The organism is Microbacterium sp. Soil_C_42, assembly GCF_057656735.1.
Map to the genome: position 1 here is coordinate 49,176 of NZ_JBDGJU010000023.1, position 19,220 is coordinate 68,395.

At 70.4% G+C, this 19,220-nt stretch carries 3 protein-coding genes and 1 pseudogene (1 of these 4 only partly in view); 1 reads left to right on the top strand and 3 read right to left on the bottom strand.

All coding sequences use genetic code 11. The features are described from left to right. Nucleotides 1-15,932, top strand: the 3' portion of a protein-coding gene (locus AC3A46_RS13585) for a hypothetical protein (RefSeq protein WP_487665661.1). Its footprint begins 12,958 nt before the window's first position; the window shows 15,932 of its 28,890 coding nt (coding positions 12,959-28,890); its start codon lies off the left edge, out of view; the stop codon is at nt 15,930-15,932. Between the two features lie 27 nt (nt 15,933-15,959). On the opposite strand, the gene AC3A46_RS13590 is transcribed toward AC3A46_RS13585, so the two are convergent. The 3 genes and pseudogenes from AC3A46_RS13590 to AC3A46_RS13600 form a co-directional block, all read right to left on the bottom strand. Then, nucleotides 15,960-16,487 (bottom strand): nitroreductase/quinone reductase family protein, encoded by a 528-nt coding sequence (locus AC3A46_RS13590; RefSeq protein ID WP_487665662.1) that lies wholly within the window; start codon nt 16,485-16,487, stop codon nt 15,960-15,962. A gap of 232 nt (nt 16,488-16,719) precedes the next feature. Further along, nucleotides 16,720-18,813 (bottom strand): YhgE/Pip family protein, encoded by a 2,094-nt coding sequence (locus AC3A46_RS13595; protein WP_487665663.1) that lies wholly within the window; start codon nt 18,811-18,813, stop codon nt 16,720-16,722. After that, nucleotides 18,810-19,220 (bottom strand): annotated as a pseudogene (locus tag AC3A46_RS13600) (MMPL family transporter); the annotation flags it as partial. The gene AC3A46_RS13595 and the pseudogene AC3A46_RS13600, both read right to left, overlap by 4 nt.

Below are 19,220 nucleotides of genomic sequence, written 5' to 3' on the forward strand. Positions count from 1 at the left end.
AGGCCGGGTTCACGGCCGAGTCCACGTCCGAACCGAAGGTCTACGCCCTCGTCACGGGCGGGTTCGTGCAGGCCGGGGGACTCCTGTCGCTGACGGGCCTGCACGGCGTCGCACCCGGCACCGTCTCCGACGGCACGATCCTCGCGATCAACTGCAACGGCGCCGACACCATCTGCTTCGCGCTCCCGCACGGGGTGCAGACGGGCGCCAACGTCAGCTACTCCGCCCCGGCCACCGGCATCCCGCAGATCGACAACGGGACGCTTCCGAACCCGAATGCGATCGGCGGACTCGGCGACGGTCGCACGTACGGCGTGATCAAGGTCAACGACACGACCATCCGCCTCGGCGAAGCGCTCGACTTCAACGACCCCGACACCGGCGCGGACGTGAGCGTCGAGGTGGCGACGGGCAGCATCTTCTTCCCGCAGGGCCACAACTTCCGCACCGGCGACAAGGTGGTCTACGACTGCAACGGCTCGGGCGCCATGGGCACGCTGCCCGCTGCGGGTCTCGTCTGCGGCCTGTCGTACTGGATCTTCGCGATCGACGACAACCGTATCCGCCTGTCCACGAGCCAGCTCGACGACGACGGCAACGTCGTCGTGAGCTTCACGACCGTGACCAGCCCCACCGAGATCGCGGTGGCGAACTCGGGGGGACTCGACGGGCGCGCGGTCGTCTACGCGGCACCGGCGACAGTCGACTTCAAGAACACGCTCATCGACATCGACACGAACAGCTCGGGACAGCTGGTCACGAACGGGGACGGCCAGATCGTGCGCGACGGCTCGTGGAACACCATCTACGCGCCGAGCCACGGCTGGTCGACCGGCGACGCGGTGAAGTACTCGGTCACGAACGGTCCCGCAATCACGGGCCTGAACCACGGCCAGACGTACTACGTCTACCTCGGCGACCCGGACGGCCTGTTCGGCGTCTCGGCGGCCGGGCCTCATATGCTGCGCCTCGCGCTGAACCCGTGCCGCGCCGGCATCGGCACGTACAACACGACTCCCGGCGACGGCGGCGTGGGCAACTCGTGCGCCGGCGTCATCCAGGTCATCTCGCTGTCGACGGTGCTGAACATCAGCGACCCGAACTACTTCCCCTCGATCCTCGCCAACCACTCGCTGCGTCGCGTCGGGTACGAGCCGATCGGCCTCGTCGAAGGCAACATGTACTTCATCGACGTCGTCGACGGCACGCACATTCGGCTGCTGGATGCCGCGGGCAACGTCGTCGGCGGTCTCATCGACAAGCTCGGCACCCACTACCTGATCGACCAGGGCATCGCGGTGACCAGCGGCGCGGCGGGCACGCAGCGGCTCTACATCGACCTCGATGCCGGCGGACTGCCCCCCGCCACACCGCACGTGCTGATCGGCGTCGGCGGCCCGGGCAGCCAGGTCGGCCCGTCGGAGAACGGCATCGTGAGCGCCACGTCGACCGGCGTCGGCGGCGGCCTGTTCCGCTTCAGCGACGTGTACTCGGAGGCGACGGTCAAGCCCACCGTGTCGGTCGTGGTGCAGGGCGGCACGCTCCGCGGCAAGGGCGTCCTCGTCGACGGTCGCTCGTACGCGCAGGTCGCCGTGAGCTCGGTGGGCAAGGGCGGCGGCTTCCTCGGATTCGGCGCATCGAACGCCATCGCCGATCTCGTCAACACCGTGCAGACGAAGGTCGCCGACGGCGCCTCGATCTTCGCGAGCGGCGACATCCAGATCACGGCCTTCGGCGAGAGCCGCGCGAACGGCGAGGCCGTCAACCGCACCGGCGGCCTCATCGCCGGCGCAGACACCGACGTCGACCTCGAGATCGGCTACGACATCGATGTCGAGGTCGCCGGCGACCTCTTCGCGAACCGCACGATCCTCCTCGACGCGGCGGCGGCCTTCCTCGGCAACGCCCGGGCCTCCTCCGGGTCGGGCGGTCTCGGAACGAACTCCGACGCCAATGACGACGACCAGCAGGGCGTCGGCATCGGCCGCGAGCACGCGGCATCCGTCGCCACCACCCTCACCGGCACCGCGAGCGTGCGGGGTGCGCTGGTGCAGTACTCGGCGGGCAGCGGCGTGCGCTGGAGCGTCGACTTCGCCGGCGACACGGGCGCCCGTGTCGAGCACGACGAGCTCGCGCGCGGGTTCGCGCGGTCCGACTCCGACGCGTATGCGCTGGGCGCGGATTCGGATGCCGGCGCCTATGTCCACGTCAACGACAGCGTCACCACGACCATCGCGAACGGGTCGGTGTCGGAGGGCGAGGAGGTCCGGCTGCGCGCCGTGCACAAGAACCTCGACCTGCAGGCGATCGCCAACTCCAACTGCGGCTGCGGCGGCGGCGACACGGATGCCCGGGCGCACGTGACCTTCCTCGGCGACTCGCTCATCCGCGGCGTGGACGAGTCGATCGTGCGCACGAGCGAGCTCGTCGTCTCGTCGCTGACGAGCTTCGACCGGCTGTACGCCTACGCGCACCGCTCCGGCGGCCTGTTCGACGTGGGCGGCTCGGACGCGGACGTGAACTACCAGCCCCGCCGCGACATCCTGTGGGAGTCGACCGTCTTCCTGCTCGGGGAGCCGAACCCCGTGCTCATCGTCGACTCGTCCGGCAAGATCATCGCCAAGTCGGGCAACGTCGTCGTGCGCTCGACGCAGTTCGGAGCGCCCCTCGGCATCGGCGACACGATCTCCGGCGACACGATCTGGATCGACCCGATCCTGTACGACGAGAAGCCGGCTGCGCTCTTCGAGGCCAACGACGCCGGCGGCAGCTGCGACGGCGACTGCAGCGGACTCATCCACGGCACGGCCGGCATGTTCTACATGCAGCAGACCTGGAACTCGGTGCTCATCCGCAACAGCTCCGACAAGGCCATCTTCATCAAGGGCACGGCCGACCCCGACAGCGTCTCGATCGACGTGCTCAACGCCGACCTCGACGTCGTGCCGTCCGCCATCATCAGCGTGTCGGTCGACAACGGTCCGCACGCGCCCCCGGCGACGCAGTGGTTCTGGCACCTCCAGCACATTTTCCCCGCGACCGATATCGTCATCGAGAGCCTGCGCGCCACGAAGACGACCGGCTTCGACGTCACCTACGACGGAGACATCCGCAACAACCTCGGCTCGACCCGGATCACGAACCACCGGGGCTCCATCCTTCGCGGCATCGACGCCGGCGACGAAGTCATCACGAGCAACCGCGTCACCCTCGACGCCGAGCAGGGCTCGATCGGCACGATCCCGAACCCGATCGCCCTGGTCCTGGTCCAGATCTTCCACACCGGAGAGATCGGCGTCCCGGCCGTCCTCAAGCCCGTCTTCCTCGACGCCGAGGCCGGGCAGAGCCTCTACCTCGACGTCACGACACTCCGCCGCTCGTCACTCACCGCGAGCACCAGCCCGATCGCCCCCGTCCTCGGCCCGATCAAGGCCGGCTACGACGCCGTCGTCATCCTCCGAGACGCGGCCGAGGGCATCGACCCGCTCGATGTCGCCGACATCCGCGTCGACATCTACGACCCGAACGACAAGCCCGCCCCATACGGCTCCGGCAGCCCGATCGAGAGCGTGCAGACAACGTGCTTCTTCCGGCCCGACGGCCCGTCGTGCGCGGGCGGCGTGGATGCACCTGTTGTCGTGGGCGGCACCGTCGTGCTCGTCGGTCTCGGCACCGACCTCGACCCGATCCGCACGAACGTCACCTTCAGCGACATCCGCGCGGGCCACAGCATCGCGATCTTCCACCCGTCGCCGGCGACCGAGGTCACCATCCTCGCCTACACCGACGGGGACGCGACGTGGACCGACGACGAGACCGGCGCGGTGCACGGCGTCACCGACGGCTCAGGCAAGATCGACGTGCTGACCAACGGGAACATCACCGTGGTCGAGCAGAGCGCGAAGGGCGACCTGCGCGTCGGCCACATCCACGCCACCGGCCTGTGCACGGGCGCGACGCCGAAGGCGTGCACCACGGCCACGATCGCCGCCGATGTCACGCTCCGCTCGCCGGCGCGGATCCTGGATGCGGAGCTCGACGCCGGCATCATCGACACCGACGACGACCGCACCTGCGTCGACGCCTACGACCTCGACTGCGCGGCGGGCACGCCGACCGGCGTCGACGTCACCGGTCGCAACATCACCCTCGTCGCCGGCGACAACGGCCTCGGCCAGCCGGGGAGCGTGTCGGGCTCGGGCGGCATCGGTCTGGCCGGCAACTTCCTCGAGATCCAGGTCGACGCGGTCGGCGGACCCACCGGGCACCTCGACGCCTTCGACACGGCGGCCGACGACGACAAGACGCAGGGCATCTACATCGACCAGGTCGCCGGCCACCTGCAGATCGGCATCGTGCACACCGCGGGTGACGACTCGCTCGCCACCGGCAACGTGTCGCTGCGGACGCGCAGCGGCAGCATCCTCGACACCCTCGACGACGCCGCTGCCGACGTGATCGGCCAGACGATCGACATCGACGCGCACGGTGGCTCGATCGGCGTCGCCGCGAACGACCTCGAGATCGACTCGCTCGTCGGCTCGCCGTTCGCGTGCGACAACGAGAACTGCGCCGACAACGCGAACGGCACCTCGGATGCCGGACTCGTCGCGGTCGCCGACGACGTCGCGCTCGAGGCATCCGCCGGAATCTGGCTCACCGAGACCGATGCCTACCTCCGCCTCCTCTTCGCCCACGCGACCGGCGGCGACATCCGCATCACCGTCCGGGAGAGCGCGCAGCTCGACGAGGACCTGTTCCTCATCCGCAACGGCACCGCGAACTTCGCCGAGGACGACAGCACGGTTCCGGGCAACAACCCCGACCACCCGCGCGTGATCCCCAACGGCACGGTCTTCGCCGAGGCGGGCGGCGTCGAGCTGCGGGTCGGCGACGACGTGACCCTCCACCCGTTCACGCAGATCCTCGCCGACCGGGCCATCGACATCCGCGGGGACGTCGGCAACGCCGACACCGGCGGCACGCTGGCGGTTCCCGACCCCGAGCACGGCACCACGATGATCCTGCGCGGTCGGATCATCGCCGACTGCTTCGTCGGGGCGGGCGGCACCTACGGCTATCCCGTCGGAACCTGCTCGCCGTCCACCGCCAACCCCGTCGGCGACCGCCTGACGAACGTGTGGGGCGGCAGCGACGTCGATGTCTTCCAGCTCGGCGACCGGTCGGGTCTCGACCTCGCGCAGACCACCGATGCGGCGCTGAACAAAGAGCAGTGGGGCGACGCCGGCTACATCTTCTTCGGCGCGAAGACCATCGTGCACGGCAACGCCACCCTCACGTCGACCACCGCCGACGGCGAGGACGAGTTCACGGTCTGGTACCTGCAGTCGATGGACGTCGTGACGAGCCCGACGGGCCTGCAGTCCGGCACGGGCGCAGGGCACACGCTCACCCTCGACGGCCAGGGCGAGACCGACCACTACTCGATCTACACCAACGGCAGCCACGGCAACATCCGCAACTACGTCATCAACGTCCTCGACACGGGTCTTGCGAACCAGGGCGTCGACGAGCTCGGCATCTACGGCTACGACAACGCGGCCGTGGCGTACAACGGGGCAAGCGGCGCTGCCGACGACATCTGGCTGCTGCGGGCACTGACCTGCATCGACAACGAGTCGCCGTTCGCCCTCAACGCGGGCGTCCCGGCGACGTGCGCGACGCCGACCGAGACCGCCGATCACCCCGCGTTCATCGCCCTGCTCGCCGGCAACGGCAACGCCGACGGCGGCATCGGCCTCTACCGCGACCGCACGCAGGGCAACGAGCCCAGCGCGCTCGTGCAGCGCATCAACTACGACCGTGCGCTCAACGGCCGCATCACGGTCTTCGGCCTGGGCGGCAACGACGCGTTCTACGTCGACGACACGCAGGCCACGATGACGCTCGACGGCGGCGCCGGCAACGACGCGTTCCAGATCGGCCAGATCTTCGGCACGCAGCGCGACGGCGAGGCCGCGCCCGAGGGCGGCGCCCTGCTCCCCGCCGACACGTTCCCGGCGCTCGTCCCCACGACCCGCGGCTGGCTGAGCCCCGGTGCGCACGCCCCGCTGCTGGCCACCGGAGGCACCGGCAACGACCGCTTCATCGTCTACTCGAACCAGGCCGAGATCCAGCTCAACGGCGACGACGACAACGACCTGTTCATCGTCCGGGCCTTCGCGATTGCCGCGGTGTGCGACACCGACGCCGACAACATCGCCGGCTGCGGCCTCAGCGACGTGGACTACCGGCCGGCGGGCGGCGTCTTCCCGCTGGATGCGGCGGACGGCGCCGACGACGGGCAGTGCGTGCTCGCGGGCGGCTACATCCGCTACGACAACAACGGCGACGACGTCTGCAACAACGCCGACGCGCACATCACGTACCACCACGCGCCGGGCAGCAACGTCGATCTCGACCACACGATGTGGCAGGACGACGTGATCCCGCTGGACGCCAACGGCGTCGCCGTGCCGGTGATCGGGCTCGGCTTCTCGACGAACCGTCCGCTCGACATCCGCGCCGGCGGCGGCGAGGACGAGGTCCAGTACGACGTCAACGCGCCGGTCAACGTCGACGGCGGCACCGGCTTCGACAAGCTCGTCGTCCTCGGCACCGAGTTCGCCGACGACTTCGTCATCACCGACAAGGCGATCTACGGCGCCGGGCTCAACGTCAAGTACACGACGATCGAGATCCTCGAGGTCGACGGGCTCGAGGGCGACGACCAGTTCTTCGTCCTGTCCACCGCGTACGGCGTCGCCTACCGCGTCATCGGCGGCCTGGGCTCCGACCAGATCTCGGTCGCGGGCGACGTCACGGCCGACATCGTGACCCGCGAGCTCGAGGGCATCTCGGGGGCGGTCGACCACATCGTCCTCTCGGACGACCCCCGCTACGACGGCATCGTGGTCGACGGTGTGCCCTACAACCTCGCGACCCCCGAGACCGGCGTCGTCGTGATCAAGGAGCAGGGCACGTCGACGAGTGTGCGCGAGGGCACGACGACCGGGCCCATCAGGGAGATCAACCACTACACCGTCGAGCTCAGCCATGCCCCCACCGCGAACATCTTCGTGACGGTCTCGGCCGCGCTCTCGCCCGATGAAGAGGCGCGCGACACCTTCGACAACCCGACGGGCTTCGGGCTCACCGATGGCGTCGCCGACACGATCTGGCTCTGCGTCGACACCTTCCCGTACGGCGACCAGTGCAACGGCATCGGCGACTTCCAGCGCCACTACGTACGGAACGGCGTCGTCGTCGACGAGGCCGGACGCGCCGTGGTGCTGACGTTCACGCCCGGGAACTGGAACACTCCGCAGCGCCTCTACATCCGCGCCTACGACGACCTCCGCTCGGAGGGCGACCGCACCGTGGTGGTGCAGCACTCGGTCATCGCCGCCGACAAGGTCGCGGATGCCGAGTTCCACGGTGCGGCGGTGCGTCAGGTGAACGTCCGCGTGTACGACAACGACACCCCGGGTGTCTACGTCACGCACGTCGAGCCGTCGACCGAGAACCCCACCACCGCGCCGAACACGCCGGGGGAGATCGCCTGCGCCGCGAACGCGCAGAACTGCGTCCTCGACGACCGGGGCGTCGTGATCGAGGGCAGCGGCACCACGCAGCGCACCGACGAGATCCTGGTCCAGCTCGCGAAGGACCCGGGCGCGCTCACCATCACCGTCAAGATCACGATGGATGCCGACTCCCAGCGCATCCTGCAGATCCTCGACCCCGCACTCGGCTCGCGCTGGACCAAGGTCACCGGCGAGGCGTTCGGCACGTACTACCTGCTGACCTTCGACAGCACGAACTGGAACACCCCGGTGCGGCTCACGCTGCAGGCACGCAGCAACCCCGAGCCCGGCGATCCCACCACGGCCATCATCTTCTGGGGTCAGGAGTTCGCGACCCCGGCATACACCTTCCCGAACCTGCGGTCGGGTCAGCAGCGCACCGACGTGCTCGTCTACGACGACGAGACGGCGCAGGTCGTCACGATCCCGACCGGCACCGACACCGTCGTCGTCAAGTGCGGCGACGCGGCGTGCTCGGTGCCGGGCCTCCGCGACGGCTACTACATCCGCCTGACGACGACCCCGACCGGCGACGTGCACGTCGTCATCACGCCCGACGGTCTCGTTGACGTGGTCTCGATCAACGGGGTCGCGGTCACGCCGGACGACTATGTGGAGATCGGCGGCGACATCCCGTCGCGGGTGTTCCTGGGCAACCTCTCGTTCGCCGGATCGGCGATCACGCGGGCGAACGGCAGCGACACCGGCAGCTTCTGGGACGACGGCCTCGCCGTCGGCCAGCGTCTGCGGTTCGCGGCGTGCACGGGCATCTACACCGTGCAGTCGATCTCGGTCGACGGCAAGTCCTTCACGGTGTCGACGCCGCTCGTCGGCTGCAGCGGCGCGGCGACCGGCACGTCGATCAACGTCCTGACCCGGCGAGGGATCTGGGACGGCTCGGCGGCGCTCGCCACGGCGGTCGGCGATGACCTGCTCACGCACTTCCGGCTGACGCGCGCCGGCGGCGGCTGGCTCGCCGACGGATTCCTCGAGGGCCAGTGGGTGCTCGTGTGCGACGGGGACGGCGACTGCGTCCGTGCCAAGATCCAGAACATCCGCGGCACCAACCTCGCGCACGACCAGCAGCTCGAGTTCCGCCCCGACTCGTACGACGACTTCTCAGCGCTGTCGGGCTCGGCGTTCAGCGTCGTGAGGATCGCCGCGCAGGCGACCTTCACCGCCGCCGACTGGTACCTCGACCAGAAGGTCGAGCTCGAGGCCGACCTCGGCTATTACCAGCCGATCGTGCGCCAGGGCGTCAAGAACTTCCCGGCGTCGCAGCACCTGCTCACGCGGCTGCGCGGCCCGCTCGCGGTCGAAGGCGGTGTGACGGGCGCCGACCGCTCGCTCGAGCTCGGGCTGAAGCTGCCGGGCGAGCAGGACGGCCCGCTGTTCGCGATCGCCACCCAGGCGCCCGAATCCAAGCAGATCGACGTCCTCAACATCTACGGCGACGGCAGCGTGGCGCACAACTGGGGCGTCATCACCTCGACGACCCTCCGCGGCCTCGGCATGGCGAAGGACCTCGACTTCGGAGCGGCCTACGGCGGATCGCAGAACGAGACGTTCGGGGAGCCGCAGATCTTCCCCGGAGGCATCAGCTTCGGCTCGGTGTCGTTCGTCGACGGCGAGTACGAGACGTCGGCCGGCCGCAGCTCGATCGAGGTGCTCAACCTCTTCCTCGGCTCCGGCAACGACCGCCTCGACATCCAGGGCACGCTCCAGCCCGACGACCCGGTGAAGCTGAAGGGGCAGATCACCCTCGCCGCCGCGCAGTCGTACCCCGGATTCACGGCGCCGCCGGCCGGTGCGCTCCAGCTCACACGACCGTCGCCGTTCGACTGGAAGGCGCAGGGCTTCCTGATCGGGCAGCCGGTGACGATCAGCAACCAGCCCGGGCGCGTGTTCAAGGTCGTCGGCTTCGCCGACTCCGACCCGAGCGACACCACCGACAACACAGTGATGTACCTGCAGCTCGTGAGCGGCGGCGCTCCGACGCCGGGCACGTCGGGCTCCGGCGTCAACGCCCCGACCGTCGTCGCGCAGGATGTCCCGGTGACGATCACGGTCCCGGTGACCGTGGTCGGAGGCCCCGCCGGCGGCACGGTCACCCGTGCGAGCGGCAGCTGGATCGCGGACGGCTTCGTCGTCGGCCAGCTGGTGCGGATCGCGAACATCGCGGGCCAGTGGCGCCTGGTCGCGGTGACGGCCACGACGCTGACGCTCGACCGCGGCGACGTGCTCCCGTCGATCGCGGCGCCCACCTCGCAGAGCGTCTTCGTCCCCGGACCGCACGGCGGCCTCACGGCGGTGCACGGCGGCGGCAACACGCCGATCCAGACGGTGTTCGAGATGACGCGCACCGCCCCGACGCCAGCTCAGGCCTCCGCGTTCCCGGGTGCGGCACTCGTCCTCACGCGACTCGACGGACTCAATTGGGCGTTCAACGGCCTGCTGCCCGGCAGCGGGTACTACGCGGGCGACCCGTACCTGCACGCCTCCCAGCACGTGCAGCTCGTTGGCGAGAACTTCACGCGGATGATCCTCGGCTTCCTCGATCTGCCGTTCGCCCAGTGCCCGTACGGCGACCCGTTCCCCGGCTGCGGCAAGGGATCGATCATGATCCTGGGCGGGCCGAACATCGCCCCCACCACGCCCGTGACGCTGCCGCTCGGCAGCGGACTCGCGACCGATGTCCGCGTCGCGCAGCCGGTGAAGATCGAGGTCACAACGCCGGTGCAGGTGAGGACGTCGAGCCTGACGCGCACCGACGGCGCGAGCTGGAGCGCGGCGGGCTTCAAGGTCGGCATGCAGGTGCGCATCAGTGGCTTCGCGGGTCCGTTCACCATCTCGAAGTTCTCGGGTGCGAACGACAGCGTCGTGGAGTTCGCGAACGTCGCGTGGGCGCCGAGCATGCACCTGAACGCGGCGGGCGTGGCGATCTGGGATGCCGTCACCCTGACTCTCACCGCGTGGGACGAGTTCCGCGCGTCGAACGGCGTCATGATCGGCGGCGACGTCATCACCGTCTGCAACCGAGCGGTGGACAGCCTGCTCTTCAAGATCGCCGCGCAGCCGGACGGCCTCGTCGACGATCCGGTGCGCTGCGACGCGACGCACACGGCCGGCCCCGGCTCGCCGCTCGTGGTCTACGGCGACACGTCGCAGGACGGCGTCTGGTACTCGGGCACGCCGGGCGACAACCTGGGCATGGAGTTCGGTCCCAAGCCGTTCGACCCGTTCACCCACATCCCCGACGGCGAGAACGAGGACGACGAGTGGGTGTTCGGACTCGCGAACCCCTACGACTACAGCGGCAACGACATCATCGACGCGTCCGGTCTGTTCGCCGACCTCCTCCCGGCGAATCTGCCGACCGTGGGCTTCACGGCCTACGGCGGACTGGGCGACGACCTCATCATCGGCAGCCAGGCCGGCGACCACCTCGCCGGCGGCTCGGGCGACGACGAGATCCGCGGCCTCCGGGGCGTCGACCACATCTACGGCGACTCGGGCGTCAACGTCGACGTGCTGACGCGTGCGCTCGACATCGCGACGATCAACCGCAGCCCGCGGCCCACGGTGACCGGTGCGGGCTTCATCCCGAACGGCACGACCCTCACGCCGATCGTGGGTGGCGTCATCGGCGTCGTCGACGACCTGCTCGTCGCCGGGTACGACCTCATCTACGGCGACGGCGCGCCGGGCCTCGGCCTCGGGTCGTTCGCGGTGAACGCCAATGGGCAGCCCGAGTGGGCGTACGACGACATCGTCTTCGGCGACCACGGCGCGATCGACCAGAACGTGGCCGACCCGAACGAGCCCGACCCGCGGCTGCAGAAGATCCAGACGACGGCGCTCGCCTCGATCCTGCGGATCCGCAGCGTCAACCTCGACAAGGGCGCGGACGACATCGTCTTCGGCGGCCTCGGCCGCGACGTGCTCGTCGGCGGCGCCGGCAACGACATGATCGACGGCGATCAGTCCGACGACATCCTGTTCGGCGACGCCGTGTGGTTCGACCGCACGCCGGGCAACTGGACGAGCCCGCGGTTCCAGTCGCTGTGCGGCACGCTCCTCTACAGCCGCAGCGACATCACGGACGCCTCGAACCTCTGCAACGGTGCGCCGACTCCGACCGAGAACAACTCGGGCGTGCTGCTCGTCGACGGCACGCCGCGCCCGTACCGCGACCCCGACGGGGCGCCGTGGTGGGCGGAGTACGACGTGACGAACCTGTTCCACGACGTGGCGTCGGACCGGGGTGACAAGTGGGCCGCGACGTGGGGGAACGACTACCTCGCGGGCGGCGCGGCCCACGACATCCTGTTCGGGCAGCTCGGCGACGACGTCCTGCAGGGCGACGGCGGCATCGAGGGGGCCTTCCGCCGCTGGATCGACGACCACCCGTCCGTCGTCAACGGTGTGGCCGATGCGGCGACCTCGGCCTCCCACGTGGGCGCCTCGCGCACCCCCCTCGGCTGCTACGACAACGACCCCGGCGCGGGCGTGGCGATCCTCTGCGACTACACGGGCGTTCTCGTGGTCGTGCCGTCGTTCGAGGCGGCGACGGATGGCGAGGACTACATCGAGGGCAACGCCGGCAACGACGTCGTCTTCGGCGGCCTCGGCCAGGACGACATCGTCGGTGGCTCGAGCGACTTCTTCAGCCTCATCACGGCCGATCTGCGTCCCGACGGCCTGCAGAACCCGGCGCTCGACTACCAGCCGGGCCACGACCGCGGCGCCGACATCCTGTTCGGCGGGGCAGGCGGGCGCATCGGCATCAACGACGAGACGTCGGGCGGCACGAACGCCAGCACGCCGTCGACAGGCGGCACCCTCGCCGGTGGCACGGTGCCGGCCGACATGGACGCGCGCGACGCCGACACCATCGTCGGCGACAACGGCCGCATCATCCGCATCGTCGGCATCAACGGTCAGGACGGCATCGCCGGCATCGGCACCGGGCAGACCACCGCCGCCCAGGCGCCCGACAACTACGTGAAGTCCCGGTACGACCAGAACACCGGTGCGCAGCGCCTCGTGGTCCGCGGCGTCACGCTCCTGGACTACACGCTCGGCGGGCCCGACTTCCGGCCCGAGAACTTCGGCCTCGGCCTCGGCAGCGACTGCACCAACGGCTCGCCGACGCAGCCGACGTGCTCGAACGTCCTGAACACCGACGTCGGCGCCTGGCGCAACACATCCTCCGGCGGCACGCCGTGGCAGACCGGCGGCCGCGACGAGGTGCACGGAGAGACCGGCGACGACACCGTCTACGGCGGCGCCGACCACGACATCATCTACGGTGACGCCCAGAGCGACGACCTCATCGGCGGCTGGGGCAACGACTGGATCTCCGGCGGCACCGGTCAGGACGGCATCCTCGGCGACGACGGCCGCATCTTCACCAGCCGCAACGGCTCCACGGGGGTCACGCTCACGGGCGCCGCGTGTAACGGCAACTCCGCCGTGCCCGGTGCTCCGACCGCCTGCTACAGCGAGCGCCTGTTCGGCATCACGGCGCTGCTGGCGACCGACCCCGACACCAAATACTCCAACGGCAACGTGCTGAACGAGTTCATCTACACGCCGGGTCAGGGCCAGACCGCGACGATCAACCTCGCCGGCGCGCTCAACAAGGCCGCCGACCTCACGATCTACAACCTCGGTCCCGATGTGAACGCCGGCAACCAGCACGTGGCGAACTCGCCGCTCTACGACGCCAACAACTCCGACGACATCATCTTCGGCGGCTGGGGCTCCGACTGGATCCACGGCGGCGCGGGCGACGACGCGATCTCGGGCGCCGAGGCGATCGGCACCGACCCCGACGACCTGCGTGCCACCGGCGGCACGAACGGCCCCGTCGCCGCGGCATCCGGATTCGCACAGCACTTCACCTCCGACGGCTCTCTCGCCGGACTCGAGTACATCGACTTCGCCCACCCGTGGAACCCCGGCGACGTGCTGCACTTCGGCGCCGACACCAACCCGTGGCACGCCAACAACCACAACGAGATGCGTCTGGGCGAGTTCCTCCTCTACGACGAATACGACCCGCGCCGCGCGATCCTGTTCAACGGCGCCGGACAGACCTGGGGCTGCACCTCGTGGTCGCCGAGCGGGCACACGTGCACCGGCAGCTCCGACCGGGCCCTGTTCCCGAACCACTTCTTCCTCAACAACGAAGACAAGTTCGGCGACATCCTCGTGAAGACCTGCGTGTCGGTCGACAACCAGGGCAACTGCCTCGCGTGGAAGTACGACCAGGCCTCCGACGGCGACGACGCGATCTTCGGCGATCTCGGCAACGACTGGCTCGTCGGCGGCACCGGTCAAGACACGCTGTGGGGCGGCTGGGGCAACGACCTGCACCAGGCTGACGACGATCTGCACAACGGATGCCTCGTCATGGCGAACAACGGCACGTGCCAGCAGTACGGCGACACATGGCTGAACGACATCGCCGACGGCGTCAACTCGAGCTTCCAGGATCGCGCGTACGGCGGTGCCGGTCTCGACATCCTGATCGGCAACACCGCCGGTGACCGTCTCATCGACTGGGTCGGCGAGTTCAACAGCTACCTCGTGCCCTTCGCCCCGTTCGGCATGGCCACCGTCAGCCGCCAGAACAACCCCGCCCTGCCCGAGTTCCTGTACGCGCTCAGCCGCAGCCAGGGCGCCGACCCGACGCGCTGGAGCGACGAGGGCAGCGACCCCGTGCGCAACGGCGAGCCGTTCGGCGAGCTGGGGCTCATCCGCCAGGAGGACCACGGCTACTGGCAGACGCAGACGGGCGGCCCGACCGACCCGCAGGCGGGGAACATCCCCGGCGGCAAGCGCGACAGCGTGCGCGGCGCGGACTTCAACGACGGCACGCTGCAGGGCTTCCTCACCGACTCCGGCACCTTCACGATCACCCAGGGGGTGCTCACCGTCACGGCGGCGAGCTCGCAGGGCGACGCGGTCGCCGTCTGGTACTCCGACGCCTACCAGACCGTCTACTACGAGGTCTCGGCGCGCATCTCGATGGACAAGCCGACCGGGGGCTGGAAGGCCAACGCGTACATCATCTTCGACTACTTCAGCCCCACCGACTTCAAGTTCGCCGGCATCGACCAGTCGACCAACAAGATGGTGATCGGTGAGCGCACGGCCACCGGCTGGTGGGTCCGGGCGCAGGGGAGCGTGCCCGGCGGCGTGAAGGCCAACACGTTCTACAACCTCAACGTCGTGATCAACGGCCTGGTCGTCACGGTCACTGCGGACGGCAAGAACGCCTTCAGCCACACCTTCGCGCCGCGCATCATCGGCGGCCAGCAGGTCGCCCTCAACCGCGGCCTCACCGGCTTCGGGTCGAACCAGGCGAAGGGTCTCTTCGACAACATCGCCCTCACCGTCATCTCGCCCGAGATCACGATCGACCGCACCGAGTTCTTCGAGGGCGGCGGGCCTTCGGCGAGGCAGGACGTGACCGGCACCTGGACGACGGTCGGCGGGCGACTGCAGGGGGCGACGGATGCTGCGGGCACCGCGACGTCGCTCATCGGCGTCCCCGTCGGCACGGGCTACAGCAGCGTGCCGCAGTTCGACGCGACCAGCTACGTGCAGCTCACCGCGACCCTGCGGGCGGCGGGGATCACCGGCATCCTCTTCGACTGGTACTCCGCGAAGGACTACAAGTTCGTCGGGATCGACGTCGCCGGCCAGCGCGTGGTGATCGGACATGTGGCGAAGGGCGTCCGCACCATCGACCTCGCCATCGCCCGGGCACTCGCCGGCGGCACCGACTACGTGCTCGACATCGTCCTCAAGGCGACGGTGGTCACCGTCACGCTCGGGGGCCAGGTGCTCGCCTCGTTCTCGTACAACTCGCCGCTCGCCGACGGCCGACAGGGTCTGTTCGCGTTCGGGGCCGGGGTCACAGCATCCGCTGCCGACTATCGCCTGCGCACCGACGAGGACGCGTACACGGGGTCCCCGCCCACGGCGCAGGCCGTGCGGATCTCGGACGCGACGGTCAGCGAGGGTGCGGCCGGCACCACCAAGACCGTGACGCTCACGGTCACCCGCGACCAGGCGGGCTCGGCGCTGTCGATCGGGTGGAGCGTCGACACCCTCATCGCGAACGGTGTCACGTGGGGCGTCGATGTGACCGGCGCCACCTCCGGCGTCGTGACGTTCGCCGCCGGCGCCACCACCGCCACCATCACCTTCACGGTCCGCGGCGACGCCGCGAAGGAACCGGACGAAGCATTCATCGTGACTCTGCAGCCGGCGCCCGGCGCCAACCTCGCGGACGCGCAGGGGCTGGTCACGATCAAGACCGACGACGGGTGACCGTCGCCGGCGCCGGCGGGTCGGGTCTCACTCTCCCCCGAGGGACCCGACCCCGCCGGACATGGACGTCAGTGCGGGGGCGAGCACCACGACCGGCGTCTCGCGGCTGCGCAGCGCCGCAAAGGCGTCGAGATCCGCGTCGCCCTCGACGGTGCGCCACACCGCCCACAGTCGTTCGCGCTCCGCGCCGGTCGCCTCGTGGGCGAGCACCTCGCGCGTGCCGTCGGGAAGATCGACGAATGCTGCGGGCCGCGCCTGGAGGTTCAGCCACCACGCCGGCGGCGGGTCGCCCCAGCCGTTCATCGCGAGAGTGACGAGATCCGGGCCGTCTTCGAAGTAACCCAGGATGGCGACGCGGGGCGCGCCCGACCGGCGTCCGATCGTGTGCAGGCGCATCATCCCGTAGACCGTGGGGGACGGATGCCGCAGCCCCATGCGTCCGCGGGTCACCCGGTACAGCGCCCGGTGGACGACCCATGCGGTGCGGATGAACCAGCGCGGCGGGATCCGGGCCGGATCGCGGCGCGCCGCAGTCGGGGGCGATTCGGCGTTCATGCTGCGATCCTGTCGCGCCGCGGTCCCGCCGGCAATCGGCCGATCGGCCACTGTTCGGCCGCCGATCGGACGAGCTGCCGCCCGCCCCCGATGATGCCTCGGGGTTTGGGGCGCGTCGCGTACGTTCGGGGCGCGCGCGGCGCGCCCCGAACGTCGCTTCCGCGCCCCGAACCCGAGAAGACATGGCGGAGCCCCGGCCGGGAGGCGGCCGGGGCTCCGAGAACGAGCGGGGTCAGGCGGTGGCGGGCGCCGCCTTGAGCAGCGCGCGCGCCGAGGTGCTGCGCCGGCGCGCGACCGCGAGGATCGTCGCGCCGAGGGCGAGCAGCGTCCATACGACGAGGCCGGCGATCGCGGCGCCGAGTCCCGACGCCGAGGTCAGGGCAGCGAGCATCCCGTTGTAGGCGGGCCCGGTGGGCAGCAGCGCCGCGACGCTCGAGAGCACACCGGGCACCGTCGAGACGACGCCGGTCGCGACGGCGAACACGCCGATCAGTGCGGCGATCCAGCGCCCGGCGCCGCCGAACACGGCGATGAGCGCCTGGTTCACCGCGGCGAAGGCGATGCCCGCGACGACCGAGACCAGGGCGAACAGCCACCAGTCCGCCCACGCGTACGACGCGGCGAGCTGCACGACGCCGGCCACCAGCATGCCCTGCACGGCGCCGAGCGCCGCCGCCGGGGCGAACGAGCGCAGCGCGAGCAGCGCCGAGGGCTGGCGCGACGTGAGCGCGCGGCGCGACACCGCCTGCAGCGCGACGAACGTGCCGAGTCCGCCGAACCACAGCGCGAGCGTCGCGAGCAGCGGGATCGCGGAGGCTCCGAACAGCGACGTGCCCACGCCCTCCGCTTCCACGGGGTCCGCCACCACGGTGGCGAGGTCGGTGGCCTGGTCGTCGGTGTACGACGGGAGGGAATCGGATGCGGTGGCCAGCCCGCTCGCGAGCTCTCCGGTGCCGTCGGCGAGCTGCGCCACACCGTCGGCGAGGCTTGTCGCGCCGTCGGCGGCCTGGGTCGCGCCGGACGCGAGCTGCGATGCGCCGTCGGAGAGGCCGTCCGCGCCGCTCTGGATGCCGGCCACGCCGGTCGCCAGCTGCCCCGCGCCCGCCGCCGACTGGTCGATGCCGCCGGCGAGCTGGGTGAGGCCGCCCGCGAGCGTGCCGACGCCGGTGCCGATGGTGCGGAACTGGGCGACGAGTTCCGCTGTGCCATCGGTGTTCAGCTGGGCCAGTCCGCCTGCCGTGAGCTGCGTCAGGCTCGCCGCACCGGGATTGGTCTTCGGATCAGTGCCGTTGAGGATCGCCGAGGTCTTCCCTGCCGATGCCACGGCTGCTCCGAGCTGCGTGCAGAAGTCCCCAGGCTGCGCGCACGATGCCGCGAGCTTCTGCAGAGCCTCGAAGTTCGACTTCGCTTCCGCCGCCGCCGCACCGGTCGCTGCGGACGCGCCGTTCGCGGCCTGCGTGAGTCCGTCGGGGACGAGCCCGGTCTGCTCGAGCGCGGTCGCGCCGGCGTTCACACCGTCGGCGATCTGCTGCGCCCCCGCAGACGCTTCGCGCGTCTTGCCCGCGATCGTCGTCAGCCCCGACTGCAGCGACGTCGCGCCGCCGGCGATCTGGCCGGCGCCGCTCGCGAGCTGCGAGGCGCCGCTCGCCAGCTGCTCGTTGCCGTCGGCGATCTGCGAGATGCCGTCGGGCAGCTGCGCCGCGCCGTCGGCGGCCTGGGTCGCGCCGTCGGCGAGCTGCTGCGCACCGTCGGCGGCGGTGCCGAGCTGGTCGCCCAGCGTCGTGAACCCGAGGAAGACGTTCTCGAGGTACACGGTCGACAGCTGCGTGCCCATGGTCGAGGCGGCGGCGGAGGCGACCTGCGCCGTGATGGCGTCGTCCACGATGAGGCTGTCGGGCGGCGTCGTCACCTCGATCGTCGCCTGCTCGGGCGTCTCACCGGGGCGGGTCGACAGCGCGGCGGCCGTGAAGTTCTCGGGGATCGTGATGACGGCGGCGTACGTGCCGTCGGCGAGACCTGCGGCCGCGTCATCCGCGTTCGACAGCGTCCAGGTGAGGTTGCTGTCGAGCTCGTCCGAGCCCTCGACGAGCCCGGCGGTGAGCTGGCGGCCGAGCGGCACCAGCTGGCCGTCGACGGTGACCGGCTCGTCCTCGTTCACGACGGCGGCGGTCAGGTTGTCGAGCCGCTCCACGGGGTTGTACAGCGCGGCCACCAGGATGCCGCCGATGACGACGGGCAGCAGCAGCACGCCGATCAGCGTCAGCCACGTGACGGGCCGGGTCGAGCGCGCACGCTCGACGGCCGTGGTGATCCAGTTCGGGGTCATGCGTTCACCTCTGCGGTGGGGGTGGTCTGAGCGGTGGCGGAGCGCAGCGTGATCGAGGTCACGTCGGGGCGGTGCGCGTCCGCGAGGAGGGCGAGAGCTGCGCTCTCGGTGCGGCCGGTCACGACGAGCGTCAGACGCTCGTCGCCTGCCGCGAGCGCCGCGGCGGCGTCGCGCAGCAGCGCGGCGGCCTGGTCGCGCTCCGCGTGATCGAGCGCGTCGACGCCTTCGATCACGACGAGGCTCGCCTTCCCTGCGAGGGCGCGGCGCAGCGCCCGCACGCGGTCGTCGGCGTCGGCGAGGAGCGCGAGCCCGACGTGCGCACGCACCCAGGCCCCGCGCTCGGGGAGCAGATGGCCGGCGACGCGCAGGCGTCCGTCGGTCGGGGCCAGCCGCGCCGCGATCGTGAG